The sequence below is a fragment of the Rhizobium leguminosarum genome, assembly GCF_002953715.1.
Classification (GTDB): domain Bacteria; phylum Pseudomonadota; class Alphaproteobacteria; order Rhizobiales; family Rhizobiaceae; genus Rhizobium; species Rhizobium leguminosarum_V.
In genome coordinates, this window is sequence record NZ_CP025012.1 from 3,683,163 (window position 1) to 3,708,998 (window position 25,836).

At 62.1% G+C, this 25,836-nt stretch carries 23 protein-coding genes, 1 other RNA gene and 1 pseudogene; 16 read left to right on the forward strand and 9 right to left on the reverse strand.

The features are described 5' to 3' along the window. The first annotated feature begins 10 nt into the window (after positions 1 to 10). From CUJ84_RS18440 to CUJ84_RS18455, 4 genes are all read left to right on the forward strand, one after another. Positions 11 to 718 (forward strand): hypothetical protein, encoded by a 708-nt coding sequence (locus CUJ84_RS18440; RefSeq protein ID WP_105008235.1) that lies wholly within the window; start codon positions 11 to 13, stop codon positions 716 to 718. 117 nt (positions 719 to 835) lie between these two features. Further along, positions 836 to 1,423: a 5-formyltetrahydrofolate cyclo-ligase gene (locus CUJ84_RS18445; RefSeq protein WP_105007276.1), complete on the forward strand. Its 588-nt coding sequence runs from the start codon at positions 836 to 838 to the stop codon at positions 1,421 to 1,423. Between the two features lie 3 nt (positions 1,424 to 1,426). Then, positions 1,427 to 2,251: a TIGR00282 family metallophosphoesterase gene (locus tag CUJ84_RS18450; protein WP_105007277.1), complete on the forward strand. Its 825-nt coding sequence runs from the start codon at positions 1,427 to 1,429 to the stop codon at positions 2,249 to 2,251. A gap of 164 nt (positions 2,252 to 2,415) precedes the next feature. Then, positions 2,416 to 3,261 carry an MBL fold metallo-hydrolase gene (locus tag CUJ84_RS18455; RefSeq protein ID WP_105007278.1) on the forward strand — a complete coding sequence of 282 codons (846 nt, stop codon included), beginning with the start codon at positions 2,416 to 2,418 and terminating at the stop codon, positions 3,259 to 3,261. Positions 3,262 to 3,398: 137 nt separating this feature from the next. On the opposite strand, the gene CUJ84_RS18460 is transcribed toward CUJ84_RS18455, so the two are convergent. Beyond that, a complete protein-coding gene (locus CUJ84_RS18460; protein WP_012758860.1) occupies positions 3,399 to 3,902 on the reverse strand; it encodes a pyridoxamine 5'-phosphate oxidase family protein in 504 nt (167 codons plus the stop codon). Positions 3,903 to 4,043: 141 nt separating this feature from the next. Between CUJ84_RS18460 and CUJ84_RS18465 the strand changes: the two genes are divergently transcribed. After that, a complete protein-coding gene (locus CUJ84_RS18465) occupies positions 4,044 to 4,790 on the forward strand; it encodes a YebC/PmpR family DNA-binding transcriptional regulator (RefSeq protein WP_017968114.1) in 747 nt (248 codons plus the stop codon). A 96-nt stretch (positions 4,791 to 4,886) separates the two neighbouring features. Here CUJ84_RS18465 and CUJ84_RS18470 read toward each other — a convergent pair whose 3' ends face one another. Together CUJ84_RS18470 and CUJ84_RS18475 are read right to left on the reverse strand one after the other, a co-directional pair. Then, positions 4,887 to 5,888: an LLM class flavin-dependent oxidoreductase gene (locus tag CUJ84_RS18470; RefSeq protein WP_105007279.1), complete on the reverse strand. Its 1,002-nt coding sequence runs from the start codon at positions 5,886 to 5,888 to the stop codon at positions 4,887 to 4,889. A gap of 126 nt (positions 5,889 to 6,014) precedes the next feature. Next, positions 6,015 to 8,330 carry a methyl-accepting chemotaxis protein gene (locus CUJ84_RS18475; RefSeq protein WP_105007280.1) on the reverse strand — a complete coding sequence of 772 codons (2,316 nt, stop codon included), beginning with the start codon at positions 8,328 to 8,330 and terminating at the stop codon, positions 6,015 to 6,017. Positions 8,331 to 8,574: 244 nt separating this feature from the next. On the opposite strand from CUJ84_RS18475, the gene ruvC reads away from it, so the two are divergent. The 6 genes and pseudogenes from ruvC (at position 8,575) to CUJ84_RS18505 (ending at position 12,940) form a co-directional block, all read left to right on the forward strand. After that, complete coding sequence (ruvC, locus tag CUJ84_RS18480) at positions 8,575 to 9,084, forward strand: crossover junction endodeoxyribonuclease RuvC (protein ID WP_018069006.1); 510 nt, start codon at positions 8,575 to 8,577, stop codon at positions 9,082 to 9,084. Positions 9,085 to 9,126: 42 nt separating this feature from the next. Beyond that, positions 9,127 to 9,741: a Holliday junction branch migration protein RuvA gene (ruvA, locus tag CUJ84_RS18485; protein WP_027683208.1), complete on the forward strand. Its 615-nt coding sequence runs from the start codon at positions 9,127 to 9,129 to the stop codon at positions 9,739 to 9,741. 83 nt (positions 9,742 to 9,824) lie between these two features. Continuing rightward, positions 9,825 to 10,865, forward strand: coding sequence for a Holliday junction branch migration DNA helicase RuvB (ruvB, locus tag CUJ84_RS18490; protein ID WP_003552548.1), 1,041 nt, complete (start codon positions 9,825 to 9,827; stop codon positions 10,863 to 10,865). Further along, a pseudogene (locus CUJ84_RS18495) lies at positions 10,866 to 11,768 on the forward strand (metallophosphoesterase). It abuts the gene before it with no gap. Positions 11,769 to 11,774: 6 nt separating this feature from the next. Continuing rightward, positions 11,775 to 12,287, forward strand: a complete 513-nt coding sequence (locus CUJ84_RS18500; RefSeq protein WP_105007281.1) for an NUDIX hydrolase — start codon at positions 11,775 to 11,777, stop codon at positions 12,285 to 12,287. Positions 12,288 to 12,376: 89 nt separating this feature from the next. Next, positions 12,377 to 12,940 (forward strand): DinB family protein, encoded by a 564-nt coding sequence (locus tag CUJ84_RS18505; protein ID WP_105007282.1) that lies wholly within the window; start codon positions 12,377 to 12,379, stop codon positions 12,938 to 12,940. Positions 12,941 to 13,029: 89 nt separating this feature from the next. Here CUJ84_RS18505 and CUJ84_RS18510 read toward each other — a convergent pair whose 3' ends face one another. Together CUJ84_RS18510 and mprF are read right to left on the reverse strand one after the other, a co-directional pair. Continuing rightward, on the reverse strand, positions 13,030 to 14,412 hold the full coding sequence (locus CUJ84_RS18510; protein WP_105007283.1) for a virulence factor family protein: 1,383 nt from the start codon (positions 14,410 to 14,412) through the stop codon (positions 13,030 to 13,032). Further along, positions 14,409 to 17,012 (reverse strand): bifunctional lysylphosphatidylglycerol flippase/synthetase MprF, encoded by a 2,604-nt coding sequence (gene mprF, locus CUJ84_RS18515; RefSeq protein ID WP_105007284.1) that lies wholly within the window; start codon positions 17,010 to 17,012, stop codon positions 14,409 to 14,411. The genes CUJ84_RS18510 and mprF overlap by 4 nt, the downstream gene beginning before the upstream one ends. 237 nt (positions 17,013 to 17,249) lie before the next feature. Here mprF and CUJ84_RS18520 point away from each other — a divergent pair, with 237 nt between their 5' ends. Next, positions 17,250 to 17,627 (forward strand): DoxX family protein, encoded by a 378-nt coding sequence (locus tag CUJ84_RS18520; RefSeq protein WP_105007285.1) that lies wholly within the window; start codon positions 17,250 to 17,252, stop codon positions 17,625 to 17,627. A 6-nt stretch (positions 17,628 to 17,633) separates the two neighbouring features. Here the strand turns inward: CUJ84_RS18520 and CUJ84_RS18525 are convergent, their stop codons facing one another. From CUJ84_RS18525 to CUJ84_RS18535, 3 genes are all read right to left on the reverse strand, one after another. Continuing rightward, entirely contained in the window at positions 17,634 to 19,745 is a 2,112-nt protein-coding gene (locus CUJ84_RS18525) for a mechanosensitive ion channel family protein (RefSeq protein ID WP_105007286.1), read from the reverse strand. A 202-nt stretch (positions 19,746 to 19,947) separates the two neighbouring features. Then, positions 19,948 to 20,979 (reverse strand): phosphogluconate dehydrogenase (NAD(+)-dependent, decarboxylating), encoded by a 1,032-nt coding sequence (gnd, locus tag CUJ84_RS18530; RefSeq protein ID WP_105007287.1) that lies wholly within the window; start codon positions 20,977 to 20,979, stop codon positions 19,948 to 19,950. A 137-nt stretch (positions 20,980 to 21,116) separates the two neighbouring features. Continuing rightward, a complete protein-coding gene (locus CUJ84_RS18535) occupies positions 21,117 to 21,599 on the reverse strand; it encodes an SRPBCC domain-containing protein (RefSeq protein WP_105007288.1) in 483 nt (160 codons plus the stop codon). A 69-nt stretch (positions 21,600 to 21,668) separates the two neighbouring features. Here CUJ84_RS18535 and CUJ84_RS18540 point away from each other — a divergent pair, with 69 nt between their 5' ends. From CUJ84_RS18540 to CUJ84_RS18555, 4 genes are all read left to right on the forward strand, one after another. Beyond that, positions 21,669 to 22,004 (forward strand): ArsR/SmtB family transcription factor, encoded by a 336-nt coding sequence (locus tag CUJ84_RS18540; RefSeq protein ID WP_105007289.1) that lies wholly within the window; start codon positions 21,669 to 21,671, stop codon positions 22,002 to 22,004. A 74-nt stretch (positions 22,005 to 22,078) separates the two neighbouring features. Further along, positions 22,079 to 22,615 carry a helix-turn-helix domain-containing protein gene (locus tag CUJ84_RS18545; RefSeq protein WP_105008236.1) on the forward strand — a complete coding sequence of 179 codons (537 nt, stop codon included), beginning with the start codon at positions 22,079 to 22,081 and terminating at the stop codon, positions 22,613 to 22,615. 97 nt (positions 22,616 to 22,712) lie between these two features. Next, on the forward strand, positions 22,713 to 23,684 hold the full coding sequence (locus tag CUJ84_RS18550) for an NAD-dependent epimerase/dehydratase family protein (protein WP_105007290.1): 972 nt from the start codon (positions 22,713 to 22,715) through the stop codon (positions 23,682 to 23,684). Positions 23,685 to 23,945: 261 nt separating this feature from the next. Continuing rightward, entirely contained in the window at positions 23,946 to 25,433 is a 1,488-nt protein-coding gene (locus CUJ84_RS18555; RefSeq protein WP_105007291.1) for an esterase-like activity of phytase family protein, read from the forward strand. Between the two features lie 183 nt (positions 25,434 to 25,616). On the opposite strand, the gene ssrS is transcribed toward CUJ84_RS18555, so the two are convergent. Further along, positions 25,617 to 25,775: non-coding RNA, 6S RNA (gene ssrS / locus CUJ84_RS18560), on the reverse strand. Between the last annotated feature and the right edge of the window lie 61 nt (positions 25,776 to 25,836).

Here is a 25,836-nt window from a genome sequence, read left to right on the forward strand (position 1 = left end):
GGGATTGTTCATGCAGGTTGCAACCACGTCTGCCTCCATCATCTTGCGCGGCGCGTCTTCGACGGCAGCCATTACGGCCGCCGGAAGCGAGACCGATCAAGGCGTGCTGAAGCTGCAGCGCGCCACCCAGGCGCTGCAGCAGATGCGCCAGACCTTGGCGAACTCGGGAGACGAGGCCAAGGCGGAGGCGCAACGCAAGCTCGAAGAGGCAAAGCAGCAGTTGGAGATGCTGCGCAGCTCCAACATGGCTCCTGAGGTGGTCGCCCGTCTGGCCGCCGAACTGGCGCGCAAGGTCGGCACCGCCGCCTCCGAATTCGCATCATCAGTCGCGACCGGCAGCCCGGCAACAAAGGTTTCGATGGATGCAACCACGGGTGCAGCGGCCGTCGCAATCAGCGGGGCCGATGCGGCGCTGACGGATACCGCAGGAGAAACTGGGGCCGGCGAGACCGGCTCGCAGGAACCGGACGCCGCCGCCAACGCCCGCAACGCCTATGCGAGCGTCGCCGAGGATGCCCCGAAATTCTCGGGCATTTCGGCCGATGATCGCGAAACGATGGAAGAGTTCAAGGCGGTGGTGCGCGAACTCAAGCAAGTGCTCGACAAGGCGATGCGCGAGTTGCGGCAGCAAGACCGGCAGGCCGGAGCCAATGCCATTCCTGATATGGCAGGCTTCTCCATCGGCGCCGCGACAATACCGACAAGCATCGTCATCTGACGATCCGCAGCCGCCGCGGGCGAGGCGTCAAACGCGCGTGATATCGTCGCGTCCGGCATTTGCATCGGACATCGAGCCGTCTATGCTCGGTCAAATCTCTCAGAACCGGCAGATCGAATGACCGCGAAAGAATTGAAAGCGCAGCTGCGCAACGAACGGCTGTCCGCACGCGACGCCATCCCCGCCGAGAAACGCGCCTCCAAAAGCCTCGCAATGGCCGAACATGCCGGCGAGGCCGTCGGTTTTGCGCTGGGTACGATCGTCTCCGGCTTCCTGCCGATCCGTTCGGAAGCCGATCTCAGGCCGCTGATGGCGCGCTTTGCCGTGCGCGGTGCGCGGCTCTGCGTGCCGGCGATCCTTGACCGGCAGACAATCGTCTTTCGCGAGCTGGCGGAAGGTGCGCCCCTCGTCGATACCGGTTTCGGCACGGTCGGCCCCGGCGCCGATGCCGCCATTCTTGATCCCGAGATCATGCTGGTGCCGCTTTCTGCCTTCGATGCCCGCGGCCACCGCATCGGCTACGGCGCCGGCCACTACGACCGCGCCATCAGCCGGCTAAGGCAAAAAGGCCTGCATCCGAAGCTGATCGGCATTGCATTCGACTGCCAGGAAGTGGCACATGTGCCCGCTGAGCCGCACGACATAAGCCTGGATGCCATCCTGACAGAAAGCGGCCTTCGCTTTTTTGCCTCTTGGATTGGATAGGGAATGCGGCTGCTTTTTCTGGGTGACATGGTCGGCAAGACGGGACGCACGGCGGTCTGGGACCGTCTTCCCGGCCTGGTTTCCGACCTCAAGCTCGATTTCGTCATCGTCAACGGCGAGAACGCCGCCGGCGGCTTCGGCATCACCGAGGACATCTTTCTGGAAACGATCAATGCCGGCGCCGATGTGGTGACGACAGGCAACCACGTCTGGGACCAGAAGGAAGCCGTCGCTTTTGCCGGCCGGCACGATCAGTTCCTGCGTCCCGCCAACTATCCGCAAGGCACGCCTGGCCGTGGCTCCGGCCTATTTTATGCGAGGAACGGCGCGCGCGTGCTCGTAGCCAACGTCATGGGCCGGGTCTTCATGCATCCCGAACTCGACGACCCCTTCAAATCGGCGGAGGTCATCCTCGACGCCTGCCCGCTGAAGGAGCAGGCCGATGCGATCATCTTCGATTTCCATGCCGAGGCGACCAGCGAGAAGCAGTGTTTCGGCCATTTCGTCGACGGCCGCGCCAGCTTCGTCGTCGGCACCCACACACATGTACCGACGGCCGATGCACAGATCCTGAACGGCGGCACCGCCTATATGTCGGATGCCGGCATGTGCGGCGACTACGACTCCTCTCTCGGCATGGACAAGGAGGAGCCGCTCAATCGCTTCATCTCCAAGATGCCGAAGGGCCGCATGGAAGCCGCGAACGGCCCCGCGACGATCTGCGGCGTCGGTGTGGAAATCTCCGATAGCACGGGATTGGCCGAAAAAATCGCGCCACTCCGGCTCGGGCCACGATTGGCAGAGACGGTGCCAGACTTCTGGCGGTAACAGGCGACGGGCGGCCATCCAACACGCAATTGTGAGAACCCGCCGGCTGGACCCCTGCGGCCTCATGCCGCATCCTCCCCGCCACTCGCGCATAACCCCGAAAATCAGAATCGATTTTCGGGGTTATGCGCCGGTTGAAGGTGATAGAGCGCCGGAGGGGTGGCATGAAGCCGCGATATCTTATCCTCGCTATCGCATGCCTTGCGGCCTTCGCCGCGCCTAATCTTGCCGGGGCACAAGAGCAGCGGCCACCGGTCAGCCAGTGCCAGGCGATCGCGCAAACCATTCCCAAGGTGACCTTCGCAAGCTTTTCCGGCGCCCCACCGCTGATGCCTGCTATCTTCGAGGGCGAGGACGTCAAACTGACCTTCCTCGGCCATTCCACCTTCGAGATCGAGAGCCCGGGCGGCATCGTCATCGCGACCGACTATAATGGATGGTACAGGCCGGCCACGATGCCCGATGTCGTGACCATGAACAAAGCGCACACGACCCACTATACCCTGACCCCCGATCCCGGCATCAAGCATGTGCTGCATGGGTGGAGCGACATTCCGGGCGAAAAGGCCAACATCAATCTCGTCGTCGGCGATGCCTATATCCGCAACGTTACGACGGATATCCGCTTCAGCTACGGCCTCGGCGGCGCGCATGAGAACGGCAACTCCATCTTCATCTTCGAGATCGCCGGCCTGTGCATCGGCCATCTCGGCCACCTGCATTACGAGCTGACGGACGCCCACTATACCGAGATCGGCCGCCTCGACGTCGTCATGGTCCCCGTCGACGGTGGCCTGACGATGGGCGCCGACAGCATGAGCCGCGTCATCAAGCGGCTACGCTCGTCGTTGATCCTGCCGATGCACCGACGCGGCCCGCCGGTCGAAGCCTTCGTCTCGATGTTCGGCAAGGATTTCGACGTCGCCAATGCGCCCGATGCCAGCATCACCGTCTCCATGCGCACTCTGCCGAAAAAGCCGCTGATCTATGTGCTGAAGGGCGTGCAGTAAAAAGGCCCGGCGGCTTTCCTTCTACAGCGCCGCGCGTCTTTTCAGACGCGCAAAGGACGCTGTAGCACTTTGAATTGCTGCATAATTTTATCCTTAAATCGCTTCTGATTTAAGGAATTATGCAGGAGCCTCACGCATCAAGCGAACTGCAGATGGCGCTTGATGCCGACATCAGGCATCTTGTCATCGTCGAGATTGGCCTTGGCGATCTCCCAGCCGAATTTCAGCTTGTTGCCTGTGGAAACCCAGATCTCGGCATCGTCGACATGGAGGGACAGCATGGTGAGCTTGGGGTCCTTCTTGCCGCCGTCATACCAGGCCGCGACGATCGAGCTCCAATATTCCTCGATCTTGGAAGGGTCAGGATGCACCTCGATCACACCGGCAAGGCAGGCGTGATAGTCGTGATCCTTGCCGATAACGCAGAAATGCGCGCGGCTGCCGGGCTTGATGGCGCGCACGATGTCGGCATCGGTCTTGGTGTAGAACCAGATGGTGTTGGTGGTGGGATCGGCATGTGGCGCCATCGGCTGCATGTGCATATCCAGTCCGGAAATTCCGAGCATGCCGGCATGAACATCGTTGACCTGATCCCAGAGCTGACGTGCTGGATGTTCCTGCGCCTCGCTGAGACTTGCCATGACCGTTCCTTTCCGTTGGATGGAGTTCGGTTGAAACGTCATCCCCTCGCCTTTGTTCCGAACTGCTTTTTCCTTGAACGGGTGCCGTTTCGCTCTTATAAGGCGGCCCATTCCGAACAATGAGACGTGAACAGGGGTGCCATGGCTGGCCATTCACAGTTTAAAAACATCATGCACCGCAAAGGCCGTCAGGATGCCGTGCGGTCGAAAATGTTCTCGAAGCTTGCGCGCGAAATCACCGTTGCCGCCAAGGCCGGCCTGCCCGACCCGACGATGAACGCCCGCCTTCGCCTGGCGATCCAGAACGCCAAGGCCCAGTCCATGCCGAAGGACAATATCGACCGCGCCATCAAGAAGGCAGCCGGTGCGGACGGCGAAAATTATGACGAAGTCCGCTATGAAGGTTATGGCCCCGGCGGCACGGCGATCATCGTCGAGGCGCTGACCGACAACCGCAACCGCACCGCCTCCAACGTCCGCTCGAGCTTCACCAAGGCCGGCGGCGCTCTCGGTGAAACCGGTTCCGTTTCCTTCTCCTTCGACCATGTCGGCGAAATCACCTACAAGCTTTCCGTCGGCGATGGCGACAAGGTGATGGAAGCCGCGATCGAAGCCGGCGCCGATGACGTCGAGACCGACGAAGACGGCCACTACATCACCTGCGCCTTCGAAGCCCTCGGCGAAGTGGCAAAAGCGCTGGAATCGAGCCTCGGCGAAGCCGAAACCGTCAAGGCCGTCTGGCGCGCCCAGAACAACGTGCCGGTGGACGAGGAAAAAGCCCAGTCGCTGCTGAAGCTCATCGACAGCCTGGAAGACGATGACGACGTGCAGAACGTCTATTCCAACTTCGAAGTCTCGGAAGAAGTGCTGGCGAAGCTCTCGGCCTGATCTCCTCAGGCAGTGTCAAATATAAAAACCCGGCTGCAACGCCGGGTTTTTTCTTGCCGGAAAGGTGGCGCCGTCAGAATGCGCCTCGCGCAAGTCCTAAGCGGCCGCCCGCATGAAATTTCCGAGTCCTGCGAATAGTTCCACCGATGTCAGCCGCGCCTCGATGTCGTGGATCGGCATCGAGATGATCACCTCGTCGGCCTGCGTTTCCCGCAGAAACTCAGTCAGTTTCGCCTCCGCCGTCTTCGGTGATCCCACCACGGCATAACGGAGCGTGTGTTCGACATTCATCTTTTCCATCGGCGACCAGAAATCCCCCATATCGGCCACCGGACGCGGGAACGGGCCGCGGACATTGCGGCGCAGATTGACGAACTGCTGCTGGGCGGAGCTGAAATGGTAGCGCGCCTCCTCGTCCGTCGCCGCCACCGCGCCCATGACACCGACCATCACATGCGGCTTGTCGAGCGTCGCCGAGGGCTGGAAGCGGTCACGGTAGATCGCGATTGCATCGAGCAGCATGTCAGGCGCGAAATGCGAGGCGAAGGCATAGGGAAGCCCCAGCATGCCGGCGAGCTGGGCGCTGTAGAGACTGGAGCCGAGCAGCCAGATCGGGATATGTGAACCGTTGCCGGGAACTGCGAGGATCGCCCGGTTCTCGACTGGTGTATCAAGGAGTTGCTGCAGTTCCACAACATCGTTCGGGAAGCTGTTTGCACCGGCCTCGAGGTTGCGCCGCAGCGCCTGTGCTGTGCGCATGTCCGTTCCCGGCGCGCGCCCGAGGCCGAGATCGACGCGGCCGGGAAAGAGCGCCTCCAGCGTACCGAACTGCTCGGCGATGACGAGCGGCGAATGATTGGGCAGCATGATGCCGCCGGAGCCGATGCGGATGCGTTTTGTCGCAGCTCCGACATGGCCGATGACGACGGCGGTGGCGGCGCTGGCGATCCCCGGCATGCCATGATGTTCGGCGAGCCAGAAGCGCTTGTAACCGAACTCCTCGGCCTTCACAGCCATCCGCGCCGAGCCCTCGAGGGACTGGCGCACGGTGCTGCCTTCGGCAACGGGGGAAAGGTCGAGTATGGAGAAGGGAACCATGGGAAACCTGCCGGGCAGTTGGACGATGCCGTCTATGTAGGTTCGCGCCCGCGCCATTCCAAACCATGGACGCAAACAAAAAAGGCCGCGCGAGCGCGACCCTTATGCAATGTGGAAAGGTGTGGCTTACCGCTGACGGCGCAGCACATGCACCTCGGCGCTCGGCTGGTGATGGCCATGCGGTAGCGTGAAATTGCCGAGCTGGCGGTCCATTTCCAGGGCTTCCGTCGCCAGCCGGTGGATCGCCGCCGTCGTCTCCTCGACCATCGAGGCGTTCTGCTGCGTCATCGTGTCGAGTTCTGCGACGGCGCTATTGATCTCACGCAGCGTATTGGCCTCCTCGCGGGTCGCACCCATGATCTCGTTGATCTGCCCGTTGATCGCCTCGACATGAGCGCCGATGCCCGTCAGGGCAACGCCCGCTTTTTCCACAAGCGTAACGCCGCTTTCGACCTCATGCGTCGATTTCTGCAGCAGGCTGGAAATCTCCTTGGCCGCACTCGATGAGCGCTGGGCAAGCTCGCGCACTTCCATGGCGACGACGGCGAAGCCCTTGCCGGATTCACCGGCGCGCGCCGCCTCAACACCGGCATTGAGCGCCAGGAGGTTGGTCTGGAAGGCGATGTCGTCGATGACTGAGATGATCGTGTTGATCTGGCGCGAGGAGGCCTGGATTGCCTCCATCGCCGCGATCGTCTCGCGCATGATCTGGCCGGAGCCGGTCGTCTCCTTCTTGGCGTCGCGGGCGATGCGCTCGGCCTGTTCGGCTCGCTCGATCTGCCGGCGGACCGACTGGGTGATGGCGCTGATCGCATTCGCCGTCTCGGTGATCGAGCCGGCCTGGCGCTCGGTGCGACCGGCAAGTTCGTCAGCGCCGGTGCGCATCTCCTCAGAGCCGGCGCGCACCGCCATCGAGTTGCCTCCGATTGCCGTCATGGTTTCGCTGAGCGTCGCCAGTGCCTCGTTGAAGTTGACACGCAGACTTTCGAGTTCGTTCGGGAAACGGGTATCGATCTGGTAGGCGAGATTGCCATTCGCTAGATGATGCAGCCCCTCGTCGAGCGCCTCGACCACCTGCTGCAGCGTCTTGGCCTCGGCCTCGCGCTCGACCAGATTCTGCTGGCGGTCGTGTTCGGCCTGCAGGCGGGTCTCTTCGCTGGCGGCCTCGAGCTCGCGGCTTTCGATCAGCGAGTGGCGGAAGCGGTCGAGCGCGTTGGCCATCGTGCCGATCTCATCCTTGCGGTTCAGGCTGTCGATCTCGCTGTCGAGCTTGCCGTCGGCGACATCGCGGGTGACGCCAGCAAGCCGCGCAAGCGGCGAAAACAGGAAATTGGTGACGAGCCCGGTCGCGATCGCCATGACGACGAGCACGCCGATGCCGATCATCGTCAGCAGGGTGGCGATCTCGATCGAGCCGGCATTGAGCTCGCTCAGAAGCACGCTCTCGACCACGAGGAAGCGGTCGCCGCGATAGTCGATGCCGCGGACATAGGCGCGGGCCGCGCCATCCGCCCGGCTGAAATCGGCAACCGTCATCGCCGAACTGGCAAGCGCGCTCTTGATGAAGGTGAAGGGTGTCGCATCGAGCGTCGCAAGCTTGCCGCTCGCGTCGAGACCGACGGCGGAGCCATCGCCGGAGACGATCGCCGCCCGCGCCGTGCTACCCTGGACGATGCCCTTGGCAAGGATGCCGGTGACGATCTCGTCCCGCACCTTGAAGAGAATGATGCCCTTGGCCGCTCCAAGCTTGACGATCGGCACGGCATAGAAGATCGCAGACTTGCCGCTGCCGGCATCGACACGAAGGCCGGAAAAGCCTGTCGGCGCAGCATCATCGGTCGCCTTGGCGGTATTCTCGATCGCCTTGGCGAAAGCGATGCCGGCGCCGGTCGCCTTCCAGGCGTCCGACTTCAGATTCTCGGCGAAGTCGTCTTCCTTCTTATAGGAATAGAGAACGGTACCCTCGAGATCGACAATCAGCAGATCGCTGAAGGCGGTATCTTCAAGGTCGCGGGCGACTTCGCCCTGCGTCTTCTCGTGGCTCGAATAATAAAAGCCGCTCGGCCCTTCCGGCTTGATGAGCTTCTCGCGCTGGTCGGCGGGGTTGGGGTTGCCTGCTATGAAAACCTTCTTCAGTTCGGCGCGGGCATCGCCCGCAGTCTTCTCGATGGTCTTCCAGCCGCTCTTCAGATTGGTGATCGACATCTGCAGCGCCTCGATGCGCGCGATGGAATTGGCTTGGTTTTCAAGCTGCGTCAGCTGATCCTGCAGCATGTCGCCGCGAAAAATCAGCACACTTTCCTTGGCCTTCAGCGCCTGCTCGTCGGAAATGCGGCTGCTGGCGAAATAGGCCAGCACATCGATGACCGCAATCGACAGCACGGTCATCAGAATGAATGTGACGATGACCTTGAAGGACAGGGACTGAAATCTCTGAGCCATGTACGACGAACCCCTTCTGAACGCGCCTGCCAGCGCGGGCACGCAGCGCATGCCTGATCAACTGACCTGTAAACAGAACATCGGAGGCTTAACTCTTTGCCAAAAGAAGCCCCTCTCGTATTTGATGACTAGAATTCAGGCATCTGTTTTAATTCGCGGTAAATGGCGGGGCCGAAATCCGGGAACGTTTTTGTTTTGTTCACATATCGATGGCAGTTATTTCGCAATCGCTATAGGTTGAACCATGCAAAATACGATTCGCATCGTCGGCATCGATCCCGGGCTTCGCCGCACCGGCTGGGGAATCATCGAGACATTAGGCAATTCCCTGCGGTTTGTGGCATCTGGCACCGTGACCTCTGATGGAGACATGGACCTTGCATCCCGTCTCTGCCAGTTGCACGACGGCCTGGCGGAGATCGTCCACAGCTACAAGCCGGATGAAGCCGCCGTCGAACAGACCTTCGTCAACAAGGATGCGGTGGCAACCCTGAAGCTTGGCCAGGCCCGTGGCATCGCCATGCTGGTGCCGGCACGTGCCGGGCTGCCGGTCTCTGAATATGCCCCGAACGCCGTCAAGAAGGCCGTCATCGGTGTCGGCCATGGCGAAAAGCAGCAGATCCACATGATGTTGAAGATCCTGATGCCGAAAGTCGAATTCAAGGGCAACGACGCCGCCGACGCCCTGGCGATCGCCATCTGCCATGCGCATAATCGCGGCAGCAACCGGATGCGCCAGGCACTGGCCGGTTAATCTATACTTGACTTGTTCCCATCTGCTGAGAGATCCCGACCCATGATCGGCAAGCTGAAAGGCACCATAGACGAGATCGGCGAAGACTATGTGCTCGTCGATGTGCACGGCGTCTGCTACGTCGCCCATTGCTCGGCCCGCACCCTGTCCAAGCTCGGCTCGGCCGGCGAGGCCTGCGTGCTGTTTATCGAAACCTATGTGCGCGAGGACCAACTGCGGCTCTTCGGCTTCATGACTGCGCTGGAGCGGGAATGGTTCAACCTGCTCCAGAGCGTCCAGGGCGTCGGCGCCAAGGTGGCGCTCGCCGTGCTCTCGACGCTGACGCCAGGCGAACTTGCCAATGCGATCGCCCTGCAGGACCGCGCCGCCGTCTCGCGTGCGCCGGGCGTCGGTCCGAAAGTGGCGATGCGTCTTGTCACCGAGCTCAAGAACCGGGCGCCGGCCTTTGCCGGCGAAGCGATCAATATCGCTCTCAAGCAGGAACTCGGCGAAGGCGTCGCGGCCGCGCCGGTCGCCGACGCGGTGTCCGCACTGACCAACCTCGGCTATTCCCGCGACCAGGCCGCCAATGCGGTTGCCGCTGCAATGAAGACGGCAGGCGATGGCGCCGACAGCGCCAAGCTGATCCGGCTGGGATTGAAGGAATTGGCGCGGTGAAAAGCCGGAAAACCGATGATGGGATGTCGAGGCAGCCGTTTTTTGGTGTATTGGTGTGACAGGTTTCAAAACGGAATGAGAGCATGAGCGAACCCGCCCGCCTGATATCGCCGGAAAAGCGGGGCGAAGACCTTGATATCACGTTGCGCCCGCAATCGCTGGACGAGTTCACCGGCCAGGCGGAAGCGCGCGCCAATCTCAAGGTCTTTATCGAGGCGGCGAAAAACCGCGGCGAAGCGCTGGACCATGTGCTCTTCGTCGGTCCGCCCGGCCTCGGCAAGACGACACTGGCGCAGATCATGGCCAAAGAGCTCGGCGTCAACTTTCGCTCGACGTCAGGCCCGGTGATCGCCAAGGCCGGCGATCTCGCCGCCCTGCTCACCAATCTCGAGGAGCGCGACGTGCTCTTCATCGACGAGATCCATCGCCTTAACCCCGCCGTCGAGGAAATCCTCTATCCGGCCATGGAGGATTTCCAGCTCGACCTCATCATCGGGGAAGGCCCTGCCGCTCGCTCGGTGAAGATCGACCTGTCGAAATTCACGCTGGTGGCGGCCACCACCCGCCTCGGCCTGTTGACGACGCCGCTGCGCGACCGCTTCGGCATTCCGGTGCGCCTGAGCTTCTACACCGTCGAGGAGCTGGAACTGATCGTGCGCCGTGGCGCGCGGCTGATGAACCTGCCGATCACCGAGGAGGGCGCCCGCGAGATCGCAAGACGCGCCCGTGGCACTCCGCGCATCGCCGGCCGGCTGTTGCGGCGCGTGCGCGACTTTGCCGAGGTGGCAAGGGCAGAAGCCGTCACCCGCGAGATCGCCGACGAGGCGCTGACCCGCCTGCTGGTCGACAATGTCGGCTTCGACCAGCTCGACAAACGTTACCTCAACATGATCGCGGTCAATTTCGGCGGCGGCCCGGTCGGCATCGAAACCATTGCCGCCGGCCTTTCCGAGCCGCGCGACGCGATCGAGGACATCATCGAGCCCTACATGATCCAGCAGGGTTTCATTCAGCGCACGCCACGCGGCCGTGTTCTGACCGCAATCGCGTGGAAACATCTGGGAATGCAACCACCCAAGGATATGGAGGCTGCGCAGTTCCGGCTGTTCCAGGAGGACAACTGAGTGATCACCCGCCGCGGATTTTTCAAGGTTCTCGGCGGCAGTGTCGCAGGCGTCATGTCGCTCGGTGGTTATGCCTTCGCTTATGAACCGCTCGCGCGTCTCGCCATCACCCGCTACCAGCTGACGCCGCCGGGCTGGACGCCAGGGCTCAAACTGCGCGTCGTTGCGCTCGCCGATGTCCATGCCTGTGAACCCTGGATGTCGGCAAGCCGCATTGCCGCGATATGCCACAGGGCGAATGAACTCGACGGCGACGTCACCGTCTTGCTCGGCGATTACGCCGCCGGCATGAACATGGTGACGCAGTACGTGCATTCGAGCCAATGGTCGAAGGCGCTCTCTACCTTGCAGGCCCCTCTCGGCGTCCATGCGATCATGGGCAACCACGATTGGTGGGAGGACAGGACCGCCCAGAAGAACGGCGGGATGGAAACATTCGGACACTGAGCCCTCGCCGACGTCGGCATCCCGGTCTATGGCAACCACGCTGTTCGGCTCGAAAAGGATGGCCGCGGCTTTTGGCTGGCAGGCCTCGAAGATCAGTTGGCGCTGCTGCCGGGCCGGAAGTGGGGCCGCACGCAGATGCTTGGCCTCGACGATCTCGATGGAACGTTGGCTCAGGTTACGGACGATGCGCCCGTCATCCTGCTTGCCCATGAACCCGATATCTTTCCGCGCGTGCCTGAGCGCGTGTCGCTGACGCTATCGGGCCACACCCATGGCGGACAGATCCGTTTCCTCGGCCGTTCACCGATCGTGCCCTCGCGCTACGGTAACCGCTACGCCTATGGCCATATGATCGAGCAGGGGCGTAATATCATCGTTTCCGGCGGCCTCGGCTGCTCCATCGCACCGGTGCGCTTCGGCGTACCGCCGGAAATTGTCGTGATCGATCTTGGATAGAATGGCATGACCAAGCGCACTCTCATTCGCCTGAATGCGGGCGCTGAGCGTTTCAACTATCGCATCGCCGGCCTCGGCTTTCGCGATGGCCACGTGCTCGTCCATCGCGCCGTGCATGAGCCCTTCTGGACCTTTCCGGGCGGCAGGGCAGAAATCGGCGAGACGTCGGAGGAAACGCTGAAGCGGGAGATGGTGGAGGAACTGGGCGTCGAAGTCACTGTCTTCCGCCTGCTGTGGATCGTCGAGAACTTCTTCCACTACGAACAGCGCGACTGGCATGAACTCGGTCTCTATTATCTGATGGAGATCCCGCCGGAATTCCCCTTCCGGCCGGGCGAAATCATCTATCGGATCGAGGACGGCGACAACCATCTCGAATTCAAATGGGTGCCCGCAACGCGTGATGCCCTGACCGCACTCGACATCCCGCCCTATTTCATCGCCGATGAAATAGAGAGCCTGCCCGTCGCGCCACGTCATCTCGTCTGGCGGGACGGCGATCTGGATGACAAGAACTGACGCAAGCAATTCAAAGTGTTACAGCGTCCTTTGCGCGCCTCAAAAGGCGCGGCGCCGTAGCCAAAAGCACTTGAAGAGGAGATGCGCCGATGCCGACCTTCGATCCTGTCAGGCCATTCCGCAAACTTGCCTATAACAACGCCCTTGCCAACCGCCGTCTGCTTCAGGCCTGCGCGACATTGAAGCCCGGCGAATTCGAAGCGCCACGCACCAGCTTCTTCCCCTCGATCAGGGAAACCTTGAACCACATCATCACGGTCGACTGGTTCTATGTCGACGCCCTGGAAGGCGGCACGCTCGGGCTCAAGGCCTTCGAGGTCGACGAACCCTTCGATGACGTTTCCTCGCTGGCAGACGCGCAGGCGAAGGTCGATCAGCGCCTGACGGCACTTTGCGAGGCCCTGACGCCGGAGAAGCTCACCTCGACCATCAGCCTCCATCGCGGCGCCCGCATCCAGGAAGAGCGGATGGAAGACGTGCTCGGCCACCTCTTCCAGCATCAGACCCACCATCGCGGACAGGTGCATGCGATGCTCTCCGGCACCAGCGTCGCTCCGCCGCAACTCGACGAATTCATTGTTGCCGACGATGCCAGGTTCCGCGGTAGGGAACTCGCCGCGCTCGGCTGGAACGAAGAAACGCTGATGCGCTAGCGCGTCCTGCGGGACGCGCTAGCGCTTTAAGTCTTTATTTGATGCCTGTCGTGGTCCCAAAACCGCTGTACACTTTTGGGCGACATGCATTAATCCTGCAGCCGCCTCTTCAGGCCGTCGATGATCGTCTTCGTGAGAAGGTCGTAATTCTCGTCGAAGTGATGATCGCCCGGCAGTTCGATGACCTCGGCGCCGCTATCCTTCAGCGCCGGACAGGCGACATCGTCATCGTCGTCCTTGCCATAGATGCATTGCACGAGCTTCGGATCGATGTTCTTCAGATCGCCGACGGGATCGCCTCCCGCCCCTTCCGTCTTCTGGCCGAGCCAGCCGAGAACGGAGATGACGTAGTCGACTTCGTGCGAAAGCGACAGCAGCGACAATTGCGCCACCGCCGACTTTTCGGCTGGCTTGAGGAGCTGGTAAGTGGCGGGCACGACATCGGCGCCGAAGGAATAACCGACGAGCAGCACATGCTTCACCTTCCACTGCTTGCGGTAGAAATCGATGATCTTCGAAAGATCGGCGGCTGTCTCCTCCGGCTTGCGCTCCTTCCAGAAATAGTGGAGCGAATCGACGCCGACGACCGGAATACCTTCCTTCTGCAGCGTGCCGCCGACCTCCTTGTCAATGTCGCGCCAGCCGCCGTCGCCGGAATAGATCACCGCCATCGTATCGAGGGCCGGCGTTGCCTCGAGCACCGCCAGCGGCAGGCCAAGCGGGTTGCCGAAGGCGCCGGAGGCGGTGACGAGATCGTCGAGCGTATCGGCAAACGCCGTCTGCGCATCGTCGGTGGATTCGCGGATCTCGATCGCGTCATGGGCCTTCTTCAGCGCCTCGGCATGCGCCCGGCCATCCTTGTTGGCATCAGGCGTGAAGACGGTAACGATCGGGTCCGGCAGGACGCCGTCGCTGAGGCCATAGACCGTGCGTTCGCCGACCACCTGCTTGGACGCCGGCGTGCAAAGCTCCTTGGCAAGCGGAATGCCGGCGACCGGATTAACGGCAAGTGTCTGGCCGATCGTCGCATCCGGCGTCTGCGCGGCGATTGCCAGCGCTAGGGCCCCGCCCTCGCCGATGCCGGCGACGATCGGCAGGTGATAGGCGTTGTTGCCGGTCGCGCGCTGCACCTGCTGGCTCAGCGATTCGATGTCGGACACCATGTAGACGCAGCCGTCGTTGAGGCTGACATCATACTGGCTGAGCGCCTGGATATAGGATGGAAAGTCGACGCCGATGACGACGGCGCCTTCGGCGACCAACCTGTCGGCTTCGGCCTTCTCATAGTCGCCCCAGCCGGCGGCATCCGAGATCAGCATCACCGTGCCCTTCACCTCCCCTTCCGGCAGGAAGATGTGCGGCGACGGGATGAGCCCGGTTTCGAAGCTCTGGGTGGTCTCCTCGGCGGCATCAGCCGGTGCGGCCGCGAGCATGCAGGCGCATGCCGTGGCAAGAAGGATTGTCCTGATCATTTTCTCACTACCCCTTTCAATCCGCCCCCAATCAGAAATGTCGCGTCCATCAACGCAATCATCGGATTGCCCCCTCCGGAGACCGCAAGATAGCGCGGTTGCCAGTGCGGATGAAACTTGGATTTGAATGCCCGAAGGCCTTTGAAGTTATAGAAGCGCTCGCCATGTTCGAAGACGGTGCTGCCGATGCGGTCCCACACGGGCGCCGCCTCGCGTTTCGACATGCCGGAGAGAGGCGCCATGCCGAGATTGAAATGGGTGAAGCCCTGCCCTCGCAGATATTCCATGATCTGCACGAAGAGAAAGTCCATCGAGCCCTTCGGCGCGTCCGGCGAGAAGCGCATGAGATCGATCGTGCCCTCCTGTCTGGATTCGGTCACGAGGATATTGGCGAAGGCGACGATCCTGCCGTCTTTTTTCAGGATGCCGACCGGCTGCGACGAGACATAATCGGAATCGAAGGCGCCGAGCGAGAAGCCCTTTTCCTTGGCATTGTGATGCTCGAGCCAGGCCGTGGAAACGGCGGCTAGATCATCGATGACCGAAGACACGTCCTGCGGTTCGACGACGGCGAATTCCAGCCCGTCGCGCTGGGCGCGGCTTGCCGTCTGGCGAAGGTTCGCCCATTTGCCGCCCTTCATCTCGAAGGTCCTGAGATCGGCCACCGCCAGTTCGCCGAGCTTGAAGGCGCGAAGGCCGGCATCAGCGCAATGGGACAGCAGCGCCGGCGATATCTGGTAGAACACGGCCCGGCAGCCGGCGGCGCGCGCCGCTTCGACGAAACGCCAGACGAGTTCCTGCACGGCGCGATGGTCGCCGACCGGATCGAACAGCGCGATCCAGGAGCGGCCCTGCCGGCCATACATGATGAAGGCGTCGCCGCTTTCCGAGAACATGATGCTCTTGTCGCCCATGCGCACCAGATTGGCGTCGGCATTGCCCTGCTTCATGACGATCTCGACGGCACGCACCAGCGCCTCGTCCGTCGCCTGCTCCGGCCGGAAGCTCGCCGGCCGGAGCAGGCTGAAGACGGCAATCGCCGACGAGATGATGGTGATGCCGAGTACGGCGCGCAGCCCGCGTGGCGCCTCGGCCGTGAATTCGAACTGCCACCAGAGCTGGTTGCTGTATTCGACGTCACGATAGACGAAGAGCAGGATGACGACTGCGCCGACGACGATCACGGCGATCGCCATCAGCCAGGACGCCGTCAACGCCTGGTTCAGCAGCGAGGCCTGGCGGGTAAAGAGCCGGCGGCTGACGAAAAGCCCGAAGATGAGGAAGGCGAGAAATGCGGCTTCGACGAGCGCGATCGCCTTCAGCAGCGACAAAGTCAGCGCGGCAAGCGCCGAGAACACGGCAACCCACCAGGCGCCGTCGAGCCGCTGGCCGAGGCCGCGCGCGGCGACGACGAGTGCTAGCCCCAGCAGGCTGGAGAGGAAATGCGCGCCCTCAACCATCGGCAGCGGCAGATAGTTGGAGAGGAATTCGAGGTTCTGGTCCGGCGTCGGCGTGACGCTCGAAAACACCAGCATGACGCCGAGCAGCAGCGCGAGAGCCGACAGCAACTGCGGCATCAGCCGTCCGCCGATACGCCGCATGCTGGAGGCGGCCGGATGGTCGACGAAACGACGCAATTCCGCCGCCGAGACCGCGAGCACGGCGATCAGCAGCGGCAGCACATGGTAGACCAGCCGGTAGAGCACCAGCGATCCGAGCACGGCATCGATGTTCACCGCGCTGCCGAGCGAGGCGATGATCACGGTCTCGAACACGCCGAGCCCGGCCGGAACATGGCTGAGCACGCCGAGACCGACGGCGATCGCATAGACGGCGAGGAAGACCGGCCAGCCGATGGCCGTCTGCGGCAGCAGCACATAGAGCACGGAGGCCGAGGCGGCGATATCGAAGGCGGTGACCAGGAACTGCCGCGACCAGGTACGCGAATCCGGCAGGCGGATTGCCACAGGGCCAAGATCGAGCACGCGCCCGTCACGGCCGATGATCATCACCGCGCCCAGAATGGCGACGATCGAACCGGCGATCAGCCGCAGAAGGAAGGGGCTCACGCCGACGAGCGGGCCGATCTCGTCGGCGATGACGATGAGAGCGATTGCCGCGACGCCCGCAAGCCCCAATCCGAAGGACAGCGTGACGAAGGCGATGATGCGGCCGATATCCTCCGGCGAGAGCCCGAGGCGCGTATAGGCGCGGTAGCGAATCGCCCCCCCAGAAAGGGCGCCGAAACCGGCGGTATTGCCGACGGCATAGGCGCTGAACGCCGTCAGCGCGACATGCGGAAAGGGCAGCTTCTTGCCGATATATTCGATGGCGTTGAGATCGTAGAAGATCAGTGCGAGGAAACTGAGCGCCGTGAAGAACAACGCAAGCAGGATCGCGCTCGGCCTGGTGGCGGCGAGCGCACCGACGACGTCGTCATAGCGCACCTCGTTGGTGAGCTGCATAATCGCGTAACCGACGAGGCAGAAGACCACCAGTGATGCGGCTGCCAGCAGCGGCGTTCTGTACCGTCTGAATAGACCGCCAAAAGAAAACCCGTCCGTTTCTTCAATCTCTTCCAAATTGCCGTGCCCCGACATTCTCGTACCCTGCTGCAACTGCCAGCTTGGCGGGAATCATTTCAGATGACGTAACATGAAAGGCATATAAGCTCTATGAAGCCATGCCGCCGCTACCCCAGCCCCGCCGCCTGCGCCTCAATCATCCTCAATTGGGGCGAATTTGCGCAGGCGAGCGGCGCAGCACATTGCATTTTCGTAAGCTTCGGCAGAGCCTTGCGCTCGATGGAGAGTTGAGACGCGGGAGAATGGTTCGATATGCAGGATGGTCCGGCCTTCGTGATGCTTGCCCTCGGGCGTCTGCTGCTGGGTGGCCTCTATGTCGCTGGCGGCATTCAACATTTTTTCGTCATCGTGCCGCTGACCGAGGCGATCGAAACCCGCGGCGTCCCTTTTGCGAAATGGGTGCTGGTCTTGGGCAGCATGTTCCAGATCGTCGCCGGCATCCTGCTGATGCTCGGCCTTTTTGTCGCGGCAGCGGCATTCGGTCTCATCGTCTTCACGCTGGCGGCCACCGTCATGTTGCTGAATTTCTGGGAGATGCAGGGAACGGCGCGCGACAGCGCGATCAATACCTGGAAAACCAACATGGCGATCATCGGTGGCCTGCTGATCGCGGCCGCCGGCGCGATGTGAGGCGGTTCATGCCGCCGGCTCGCCGCCCGCCCGCGCATGTGCGGCGTAGCGCGCGACGGCAGCATCCACCTCCGCGTCGCGATCGCCTGCCACCTGCACCGTCGGCACGGCGAATTCGATACCGTTTTCCTGGAAGGCATTGCGGATCATCGCCAGCGCATTGCGGCGGATGACGAATTGCTCGCCGGGCTTCGTCATCATCGACAGCCGGATTTCGATCGCGAATTCGCCGAACTGCTCGACACCCTTCATCTTCAACGTCTCGATGATATGAGGACCGAATTCCGGATTTTCGAGCAGCGTCTGGCCGATCTGCTTGATCACCTTCTTCGCCTTGACGAGATCGGTGTCGTATTTGACGTTGAGGCTGATCTTGTCGATCGTCCAATCGCGATTGAGGTTCTTCACCGCGCCGAGTTCACCGAACGGCACCGTCGTCAGCGGTCCGCGATGATGCCTGAGCTTCACCGAGCGTAGGCTGAAGGCCTCGACCACGCCCTTGTGGCTGCCGCTTTCGATATATTCGCCGATGCGGAAGGCATCGTCCCAGAGATAGAACATACCGCTGATGACGTCTTTGACGATCGTCTGCGCGCCGAAACCGACTGCGACGCCGACGACACCGGCGCCGGCGATCAGCGGCCCGATCTCGATACCGAGGCCGGAGAGCACCATCAGAACGGCAATGACGGCGATCACGACGGCGAGAATATTGCGGAAGATTGGCAGCAGCGTCTGTATCCGCGCGCGTTTGGCCTTTTCCTCATCCGTTGCTCCGCCATCCACGGATGAATCGAGCAGCTTGCCGTCGATATAGGCCTTGATGACATGCCAGAGCAGATCGGCGGCAAGCAGGATGACGATGCCGCCGATCACGCCGCGCGCGATCTTGTCGATCATCGTTTCGCCCGCGGCCATGGTATCGGCACCGACGCCGAGCATATGCCCAAGCCAGATGGCGGCAACGGCAATGATCAGCGCCCGCACGCCACGGTCGAGCAGCACGGCTGCAATGCGGCGCGTGGCAAGGAAGCTCGCTTCGGTCTGCTGCAGCGACTTTACCGCAATCGTCGAGACGGCAAGCACGCGCGGCAGCAGCAGCACGTAAATGCCGAGCCAGAGCAGCCAGTTGAAGCCTGCGACCCAGAGGCTCCAGAGCAACAGGAAATAGACGGTGAGCGCCCAAGAGGTCCCGTGACCACGCTTCTCGTCCTTGTGCGGCCGCGACCAGACTGCCTCGATGGCGATCAACAACAGGCCGATGCCCAGGATATAGCCGACGAGGAGCCGCACACTCGCGGAATAACCGAGTGGCTCCATCGACTGGATCACCGCCCAGCCGAAAATGAAATAGATGACGAAAGTCGCACAGCGCCGATACCAGAAGAATGCAACTGCGCGCGCCGGCATGATCGGAGCGGGGTTACCCTGCCTTTCCTCCTCCACCCGCGCCAGCCCGATGAGATCGACCAGTACGCCGCCGAGACAAATCGTGAAGCGCTGGACCACAAGCGCGACAACGCAAACGATCGCTATGCTCTGGCTGACCGGCGGCCAACTGACGCTGAGAAGAGCAAGTGCCGTCGCCATCGCGAAGATCAGCGCCGGTATGACGCGCGGGGCGAGATGCATGCCCGCCATCTGCGCCGCCTGACGGCGGCGGCGGAAGGCATAGCGGGCAATGCGCTCGACGATGGTGCCGAGCAGGAAAATCGCCAGAAACTGCGCCACCATGCGCGACCAGCCGGTGGCGGCGATTTCACCGAAGAACAGCGAAGAAGCATGGCCGACCTGCGAGGGCAGCGTCATCGCCGCATCGGAGACCATCGAGACGTGCCGGCGGGCGTGCTGGAGCAGACCTGACAGCACCGACATCTGGTCGCTGGCCGCCGAATCGCTCGCGGGCGCCGTCGCCATTTGCGTCGACATCCATTGTTTGACCTGAGGAGTCTGCATGAGCTCCATCATCTGACGCACCTCGGCCGGCGGGGCGGCCGCGGCCGGCACTTGCGCTGGCGGCGTCTGGGAAAAGGCAGGCGAAACCGCCGAAAAAAGCGCAAGCAATGCCAGTATGCCGAATATGACGGCCTTCAAGCCCCCTGCCATGCCACGCTCCATGACCGCCTCCAATGAAATGTCGGTCGCTTGTGCAAAGCAGCGCCGACATTTTGCAATGGATACTCGCGACCGTTGCCACCAGCAAGCAGTAGGAAAACCATACTGATGGCTAGGAAAGGTCACCGCCGCCTCGAAACGAAACGCCGCGCGCACTATTTCAGAACGACGGCTTTGTCGGAACGGTGAGTGAAGTCGCTTGCCTTCAGGATTTCGCGGCCGGTTTTTCCACGTGGCCGCCGAAGCCCGCGCGCATCGCCGACAGCACCTTGTTGGCGAATTCGTCATTGTCGCGCGAGGAGAAGCGACCATAGAGCGCAGCGCTCAGCACCGGCGTCGGCACGCTTTCGTCGATTGCCGCCATGATCGTCCAGCGGCCTTCGCCGCTGTCCGAGACGCGACCGGCATATTTCGAAAGTGCGGGATCGGCATGCAGTGCATCGGCCGTAAGATCGAGCAGCCACGAGGTGATGACGCTGCCGCGGCGCCAGACTTCAGCGACATCCTGCAGGTTGAAATCATATTGGAAATGTTCCGGATGGGCGAGCGGTGCGGTTTCCGCATCGGTCTCGTGCGAGGCGGCGCCGATATTGGCGTGCTTCAGAATATTGATGCCTTCGGCATAGGCGGCCATCAGGCCATATTCGATGCCGTTGTGCACCATCTTGACGAAATGACCGGCGCCATGCGGGCCGCAATGCAGGTAACCCTGCTCCGCGGTGCTGGCCGCAGCCGCTTCGGCGCTCCGGTTCGGCGAGGCTTCCGTCTTGCCGACGCCAGGCGCCAGCGTCGCGAAGATCGGGGAAAGGTGTTCGACGATACCCTTCTCGCCGCCGATCATCAGGCAATAGCCGCGCTCGAGGCCGAAGACGCCGCCGCTTGTGCCGACATCGACATAGTGGATGCCCTTGGTGATGAGGTCGGCGCCGCGGCGGATGTCGTCATGGTAATAAGAGTTTCCGCCGTCGATGACGATATCGCCATTCTCAAGCAGCGGCACCAGGCTCGCCAGCACCTTGTCAACGATCGCCGCCGGCAGCATCAGCCAGATGGCGCGTGGATGGGCGAGCTTCGAGACGAATTCCTGGAGCGAAGCACTGCCGGTCGCACCGAGGCCTGCGAGCTCGGCAACGCTTTCCGGCCTAGCGTCGTAGACGACGCATTCGTGACCGCCTCGCATCAAGCGCTGGACCATATAATTGCCCATGCGGCCCAAACCAACCATGCCAAGCTGCATAATGAATCTCCTGGAAACCGAAATGAAGTATCGAATCCGGAAATTAGCACCCGCAGTGTGACAGGCAAGCGAAGTCTCGGTGATATTGGCGAATGCGACGATTGCGCAGCCGATCTGCCTGAGACCGGCGCACTCGTTCAAACATCGGGCGCGCTGGCCGGCTCACCCTTCATTTCGCTGAGGAACATGCCCTCGCGCAGATTGATGCCGTATTCGACGAAAGCCTTCATGCAGCAGAGCATCTGCGTCCAGCCTTCGCAGTTGAGATAGGTGCCGCGCCGGCCGGCATCGTCTTCGCGCCAGCCCGTCTCGGCGATGGTTACCAAGGTGCCGCCATCCTCCAACGGCTTGAAGTTCATCTCGACCAGCGTCTTGTACCTCGCCTCGTCCTCGCCGGTGCCACCATCCCAGCGCAGCACGATGCGGCTCTCCGGCACCAGTTCGACGACCTCGACCGGCGCATCCTTCCACCAGGTCACCGTCGTGCCCTTCACGAGCGGCGCACTCGCTCCGCCGATCGTGGTGAAGTAACTGCTGAGCTTCTTTGGGTTGACGACGGCATCGAACACCTCTGCAACGGGGCGGCCGACACGGCCGGAAATGCGGATTCCGAGAGACATGACACTTCTCCTCTTCTCCAGTGTGTCTGTTCCATTGTCCTTGGCGCCATTATGTTATAAAAACATAACATGTCAAGCGAATCAACCGACGACCCTGTCTTCAAGGCGCTGGCGCATCATCGCCGCCGCGAAATCCTCGATCTGCTCAAGGATGGCCCCCGAACCACAGGGACCCTTTGCGAGATGTTTCCGCAGATGGATCGCTGCACGGTGATGCAGCATCTGAAGGTGCTGGAGGAGGCCGATCTGGTCATCGCCAGGAAGGAGGGCCGCGAGCGCTGGAACCACCTGAACAGCCTGCCGATCAAGCACATCTATGACCGCTGGATCAGCGCCTATGCCGGCCATGCGCTCTCTATCCTCGACCGGCTGAAAGGCGACCTGGAAGGTCAGCCCGAACAATGACCCGGCGTCAAACCGCCTTGCCGCCCGGTCCGCCGAAGCCTTATGCTGCCAAAAACGGCACGGGATCAGACGGGATGACGATATCGGGAGCCGGCATACGCCGCATGCGGCTGCTGCGCAGCATGAAGCAGGAACATCTCGCCGAGCTCCTCGGCGTCAACCAGGCGACGATCTCACGCTGGGAGCGCGATCAGCTCGCCCTATCACCCGAACAAGTCGTCAAGCTGGAACGGATTTTCGCCTCGCCGCGACATGCAGCAGTCGATGCGGCGCTGAAGCGGCTGGTCGAGGATTCCGTCCGGCCGTTGCATCTGATCTGCGACCGCACCCACCGGCTGCTCTCCGCCTCCCGCCCGCGGCAGGCGGAATGGCGGGCGCCGCTCGGCGCCTTTCTCGGCCGCTCTCTGTTCTCCTACGCTTCCGCCGAGATCGCCGTCGCCGAGCAGTCGCTGCAGGAGCGCGGCTGGCATGCGGGCAGGCTCTCGTCGCTGACGCTTGATACCGGCGCCAACGGCAATACGCTGCTGCCGATCGCCGCCGGCCGCGTGACCTGGGAAAGGATCATGCTTTCCGATGGCAGCGCCGGCCGCCTCGTCACGACCATCGGCTGAGCCTGCAGCTTTCCTGCATTCCCATGCATAATTTATGCGTTGTCTGGAAACCTTAGTCTTTATAGCGTCCGCCGCCGAACGGTCAGGAGACGATGTGATGACGATACTGGTGACGGGAAGTGCCGGCCATCTCGGCGAGGCGCTGATGCGAACATTGAGGGCGGAAAGCCGGTGGGTGCGCGGCATCGATATCAAGCCCTCGGCTTTCACCGACATGGTCGGCTCGATCAGTGATCGCGCCCTCGTCCGGCAGGCGATGTCGGGCATCAGCCACGTCATCCATGCCGCGACGCTGCACAAGCCGCATGTAGCGACCCACGGCAATTACGATTTCCTCGACACCAATATCGCCGGCACTCTGCACCTGCTCGAAGAGGCGACCACCGCAGGCGTCGCAAGCTTTGTCTTCACCAGCACCACCAGCACCTTCGGCGCCGCATTGACGCCGGCTGCCGGCGAACCGGCGGCATGGGTGACCGAGGACGTACTTCCCGTCGCGAAAAACATCTACGGCGTATCGAAACTCGCCGCCGAAGGCCTGTGCGAACTCTTCGCCCGCAAATCCGGTCTGCCGGTGGTGATTCTCAGGACGTCGCGTTTCTTTCCTGAAAACGACGACGATCCTCACATTCGCAACGGCTATTCGGCAGAGAATGCCCAGGCCAACGAGCTTCTTCACCGCCGCGTCGACATCAGCGATGTGGTCGGCGCCCATCTGCTGGCGCTGGAAAAGGCGCCGGCAATCGGCTTTGGCCGCTACATCGTCTCCGCCACGACGCCGTTTTCGGCAAGTGATCTTGCCGCGATCAGGCACGACGCGCCTTATGTCGTCGAACGACTGTTCCCGGGTGCAGGCGCCCTCTACGCATCACGCGGCTGGAAGATGTTTCCGGCGCTCGACCGCGTCTATGTCAATGAACGCGCAAGACGGGAACTCGGCTGGCAGCCGCGATATGATTTCCGTTTCGTGCTCGATTGCCTGCGCGACAACGGGGAGTGGCGAAGCCCCATGGCGTTGGATGTCGGCTCCAAGGGCTACCACGACGAGGTCTTTGCCGAAGGGCCTTAGCCGGTCGGATAGAGCAGCGAGCTGGAATGCGGACACCCGAAAGCTGACATCCTCTCCAGCGCGACGCTCTCACTGAGAAGTAAGTGTCATCCAGATATCATGATCCCGTCATAGACCGTCTGCCGGGGATATGGGGCGACGAAATCCAGGGCGTGTTGTGCCATCGGGATATCGAATCCAGGCCGGGGTGTCATTTGAAGCGGTGTCCAGCCTGCGGGCGGAAGCCGTTTCGAGAGCGCTTTTGACCGAGAGGGTATTTCCATGAAGAATCTCAGACCTTACGCATCGCGGCTGTTCGCCGCGGTTCTCGCCGCATCCGCCGCCATTCCAGGCGTCGCGAGTGCCGAGAATTCCGCCACCGTCGGTGGCCTCACCTTCGTCAACAAGGGCCTGGTGGGCATCGGCCGTATCCCGGCCAACCAGCGTGACAAATTCGGCGAGACCTTCGGTTCCGGCTCGGGCATGGCAGTCGATCCCGCCGCCTGGAGCCGCGACGGCGCCAGCTACAAGGGCACACTCTACCTGCTGCCCGACCGCGGTTACAACGCCGTCGGCACCGTCGACTATCGGCCGCGCCTGAACACCATCTCGATCGGCCTGACGCCGACCGCTCCGAGTGCGGCACCCGAGGCCGGCAAGGAACAGTCGGGCATCGACGCAAAGCTCGTCGATTCCACACTCTTCGTCGACGACAAGGGTGGCGACATGACGGGTCTCGACCCGGAATCCGGCGTCCGCCCCGCTGCCGGCGATTTTCCGCCGCTGCCGCAGGCGACGAACGGCAAGATCGCGCTCGACAATGAAGCCATCATCCGCATGGCCGACGGCACCATGTTCGTCAGTGATGAATATGGCCCTTATATTTATCACTTCTCGGCCGACGGCCACCTGCTGTCTGCCACCCAGCCGCCGAAAGCGCTTTTGCCGACGCGCAAGGGCGCGTTGAGCTTCGCCTCCAACAATCCTGGCCCCGGCGCATCCGCTCCGGACCCGAAGGACCCGGAGACCGGCCGCCAGAACAACCAGGGTGTCGAAGGCATGGCGATGACGCCGGACGGCAAGTTCATCATCGCTGTGCTGCAATCGGCCGCCCGCCAGGACGGCGGAGATTCCGGCTCGACCCGGCAGAACACCCGCGCCATGATCTATGACGCCGCCGATCCCGATCATCTGAAACTGGTGCACGAGTATGTCGTGCCGCTGCCGGTCTTCAAGGACGCCAAGGACAAGACGACGATCGCCGCTGAGAGCGAAATAGTCGCCCTGTCCGACAAGACCTTCCTGATGCTCGCCCGCGACAGCGGCAACGGTCAGGGCCTGAAAGGCGACACCTCGCTCTACCGCAAGGTCGGTATTGTCGACGTTTCCGCCGCGACCGACATTGCCGGCAGCGATTTCGATAACGGCAAGCCGATCGCGCCGAAGGGCGTCGTCGATCCCTCGCTGACGCCGGCGATGCTGACGCCGTTCATCGACCTCAACGACAAGGCCGACCTCGCCCGCTTCGGCCTGCACAACGGCGCGCCGAACGACAAGAACAATCTGTCGGAAAAATGGGAAGCCATGGGCCTTGCGAGCGTTCTCGACCCGAACCTGCCGGACGACTACTTCCTCTTCGTCGCCAATGACAACGACTTCTTGACACAGGATGGTTTCCAGGTGGGTGCAGCCTACAAGGGAGACGGCGGCGCCGACGTCGACACCATGTTCCAGGTCTTCCAGGTCACCCTTCCAGGCCTGAAGAAGTAGTCGCGCAGTGAAAAGGGCGGACGCGTTCTGCATAATTCCTTAAATCGGAATCGATTTAAGGATAAAATTATGCAGCAATTTAGAGTGCTACAGCGTCCTTTGCGCGTCTGAAAAGACGCGCGGCGCTGTAGCCGCGCGTTCGCCCGCCACATCCGGGATCCCTGCCGACGATAAAAGGGAAGGGTGCGATCCACGACCACCGGTGGATGTTTACGATCCTGGGTGCCTACAAACGTAGGTGGGCGCCGTGTGTCCAGGCCCACGGGCCTGGCCAGGGACAGCTCCCTTTGGATCGAGTATGGCCCCAGGGATTGTGGTTCCTGTCGAGAGGCGCAGACCGCATGGCGATATATAAGGTTGTTTGCGCTGGCGCGCCAGTGGCGACGGAAGGCCGCCCCTATTT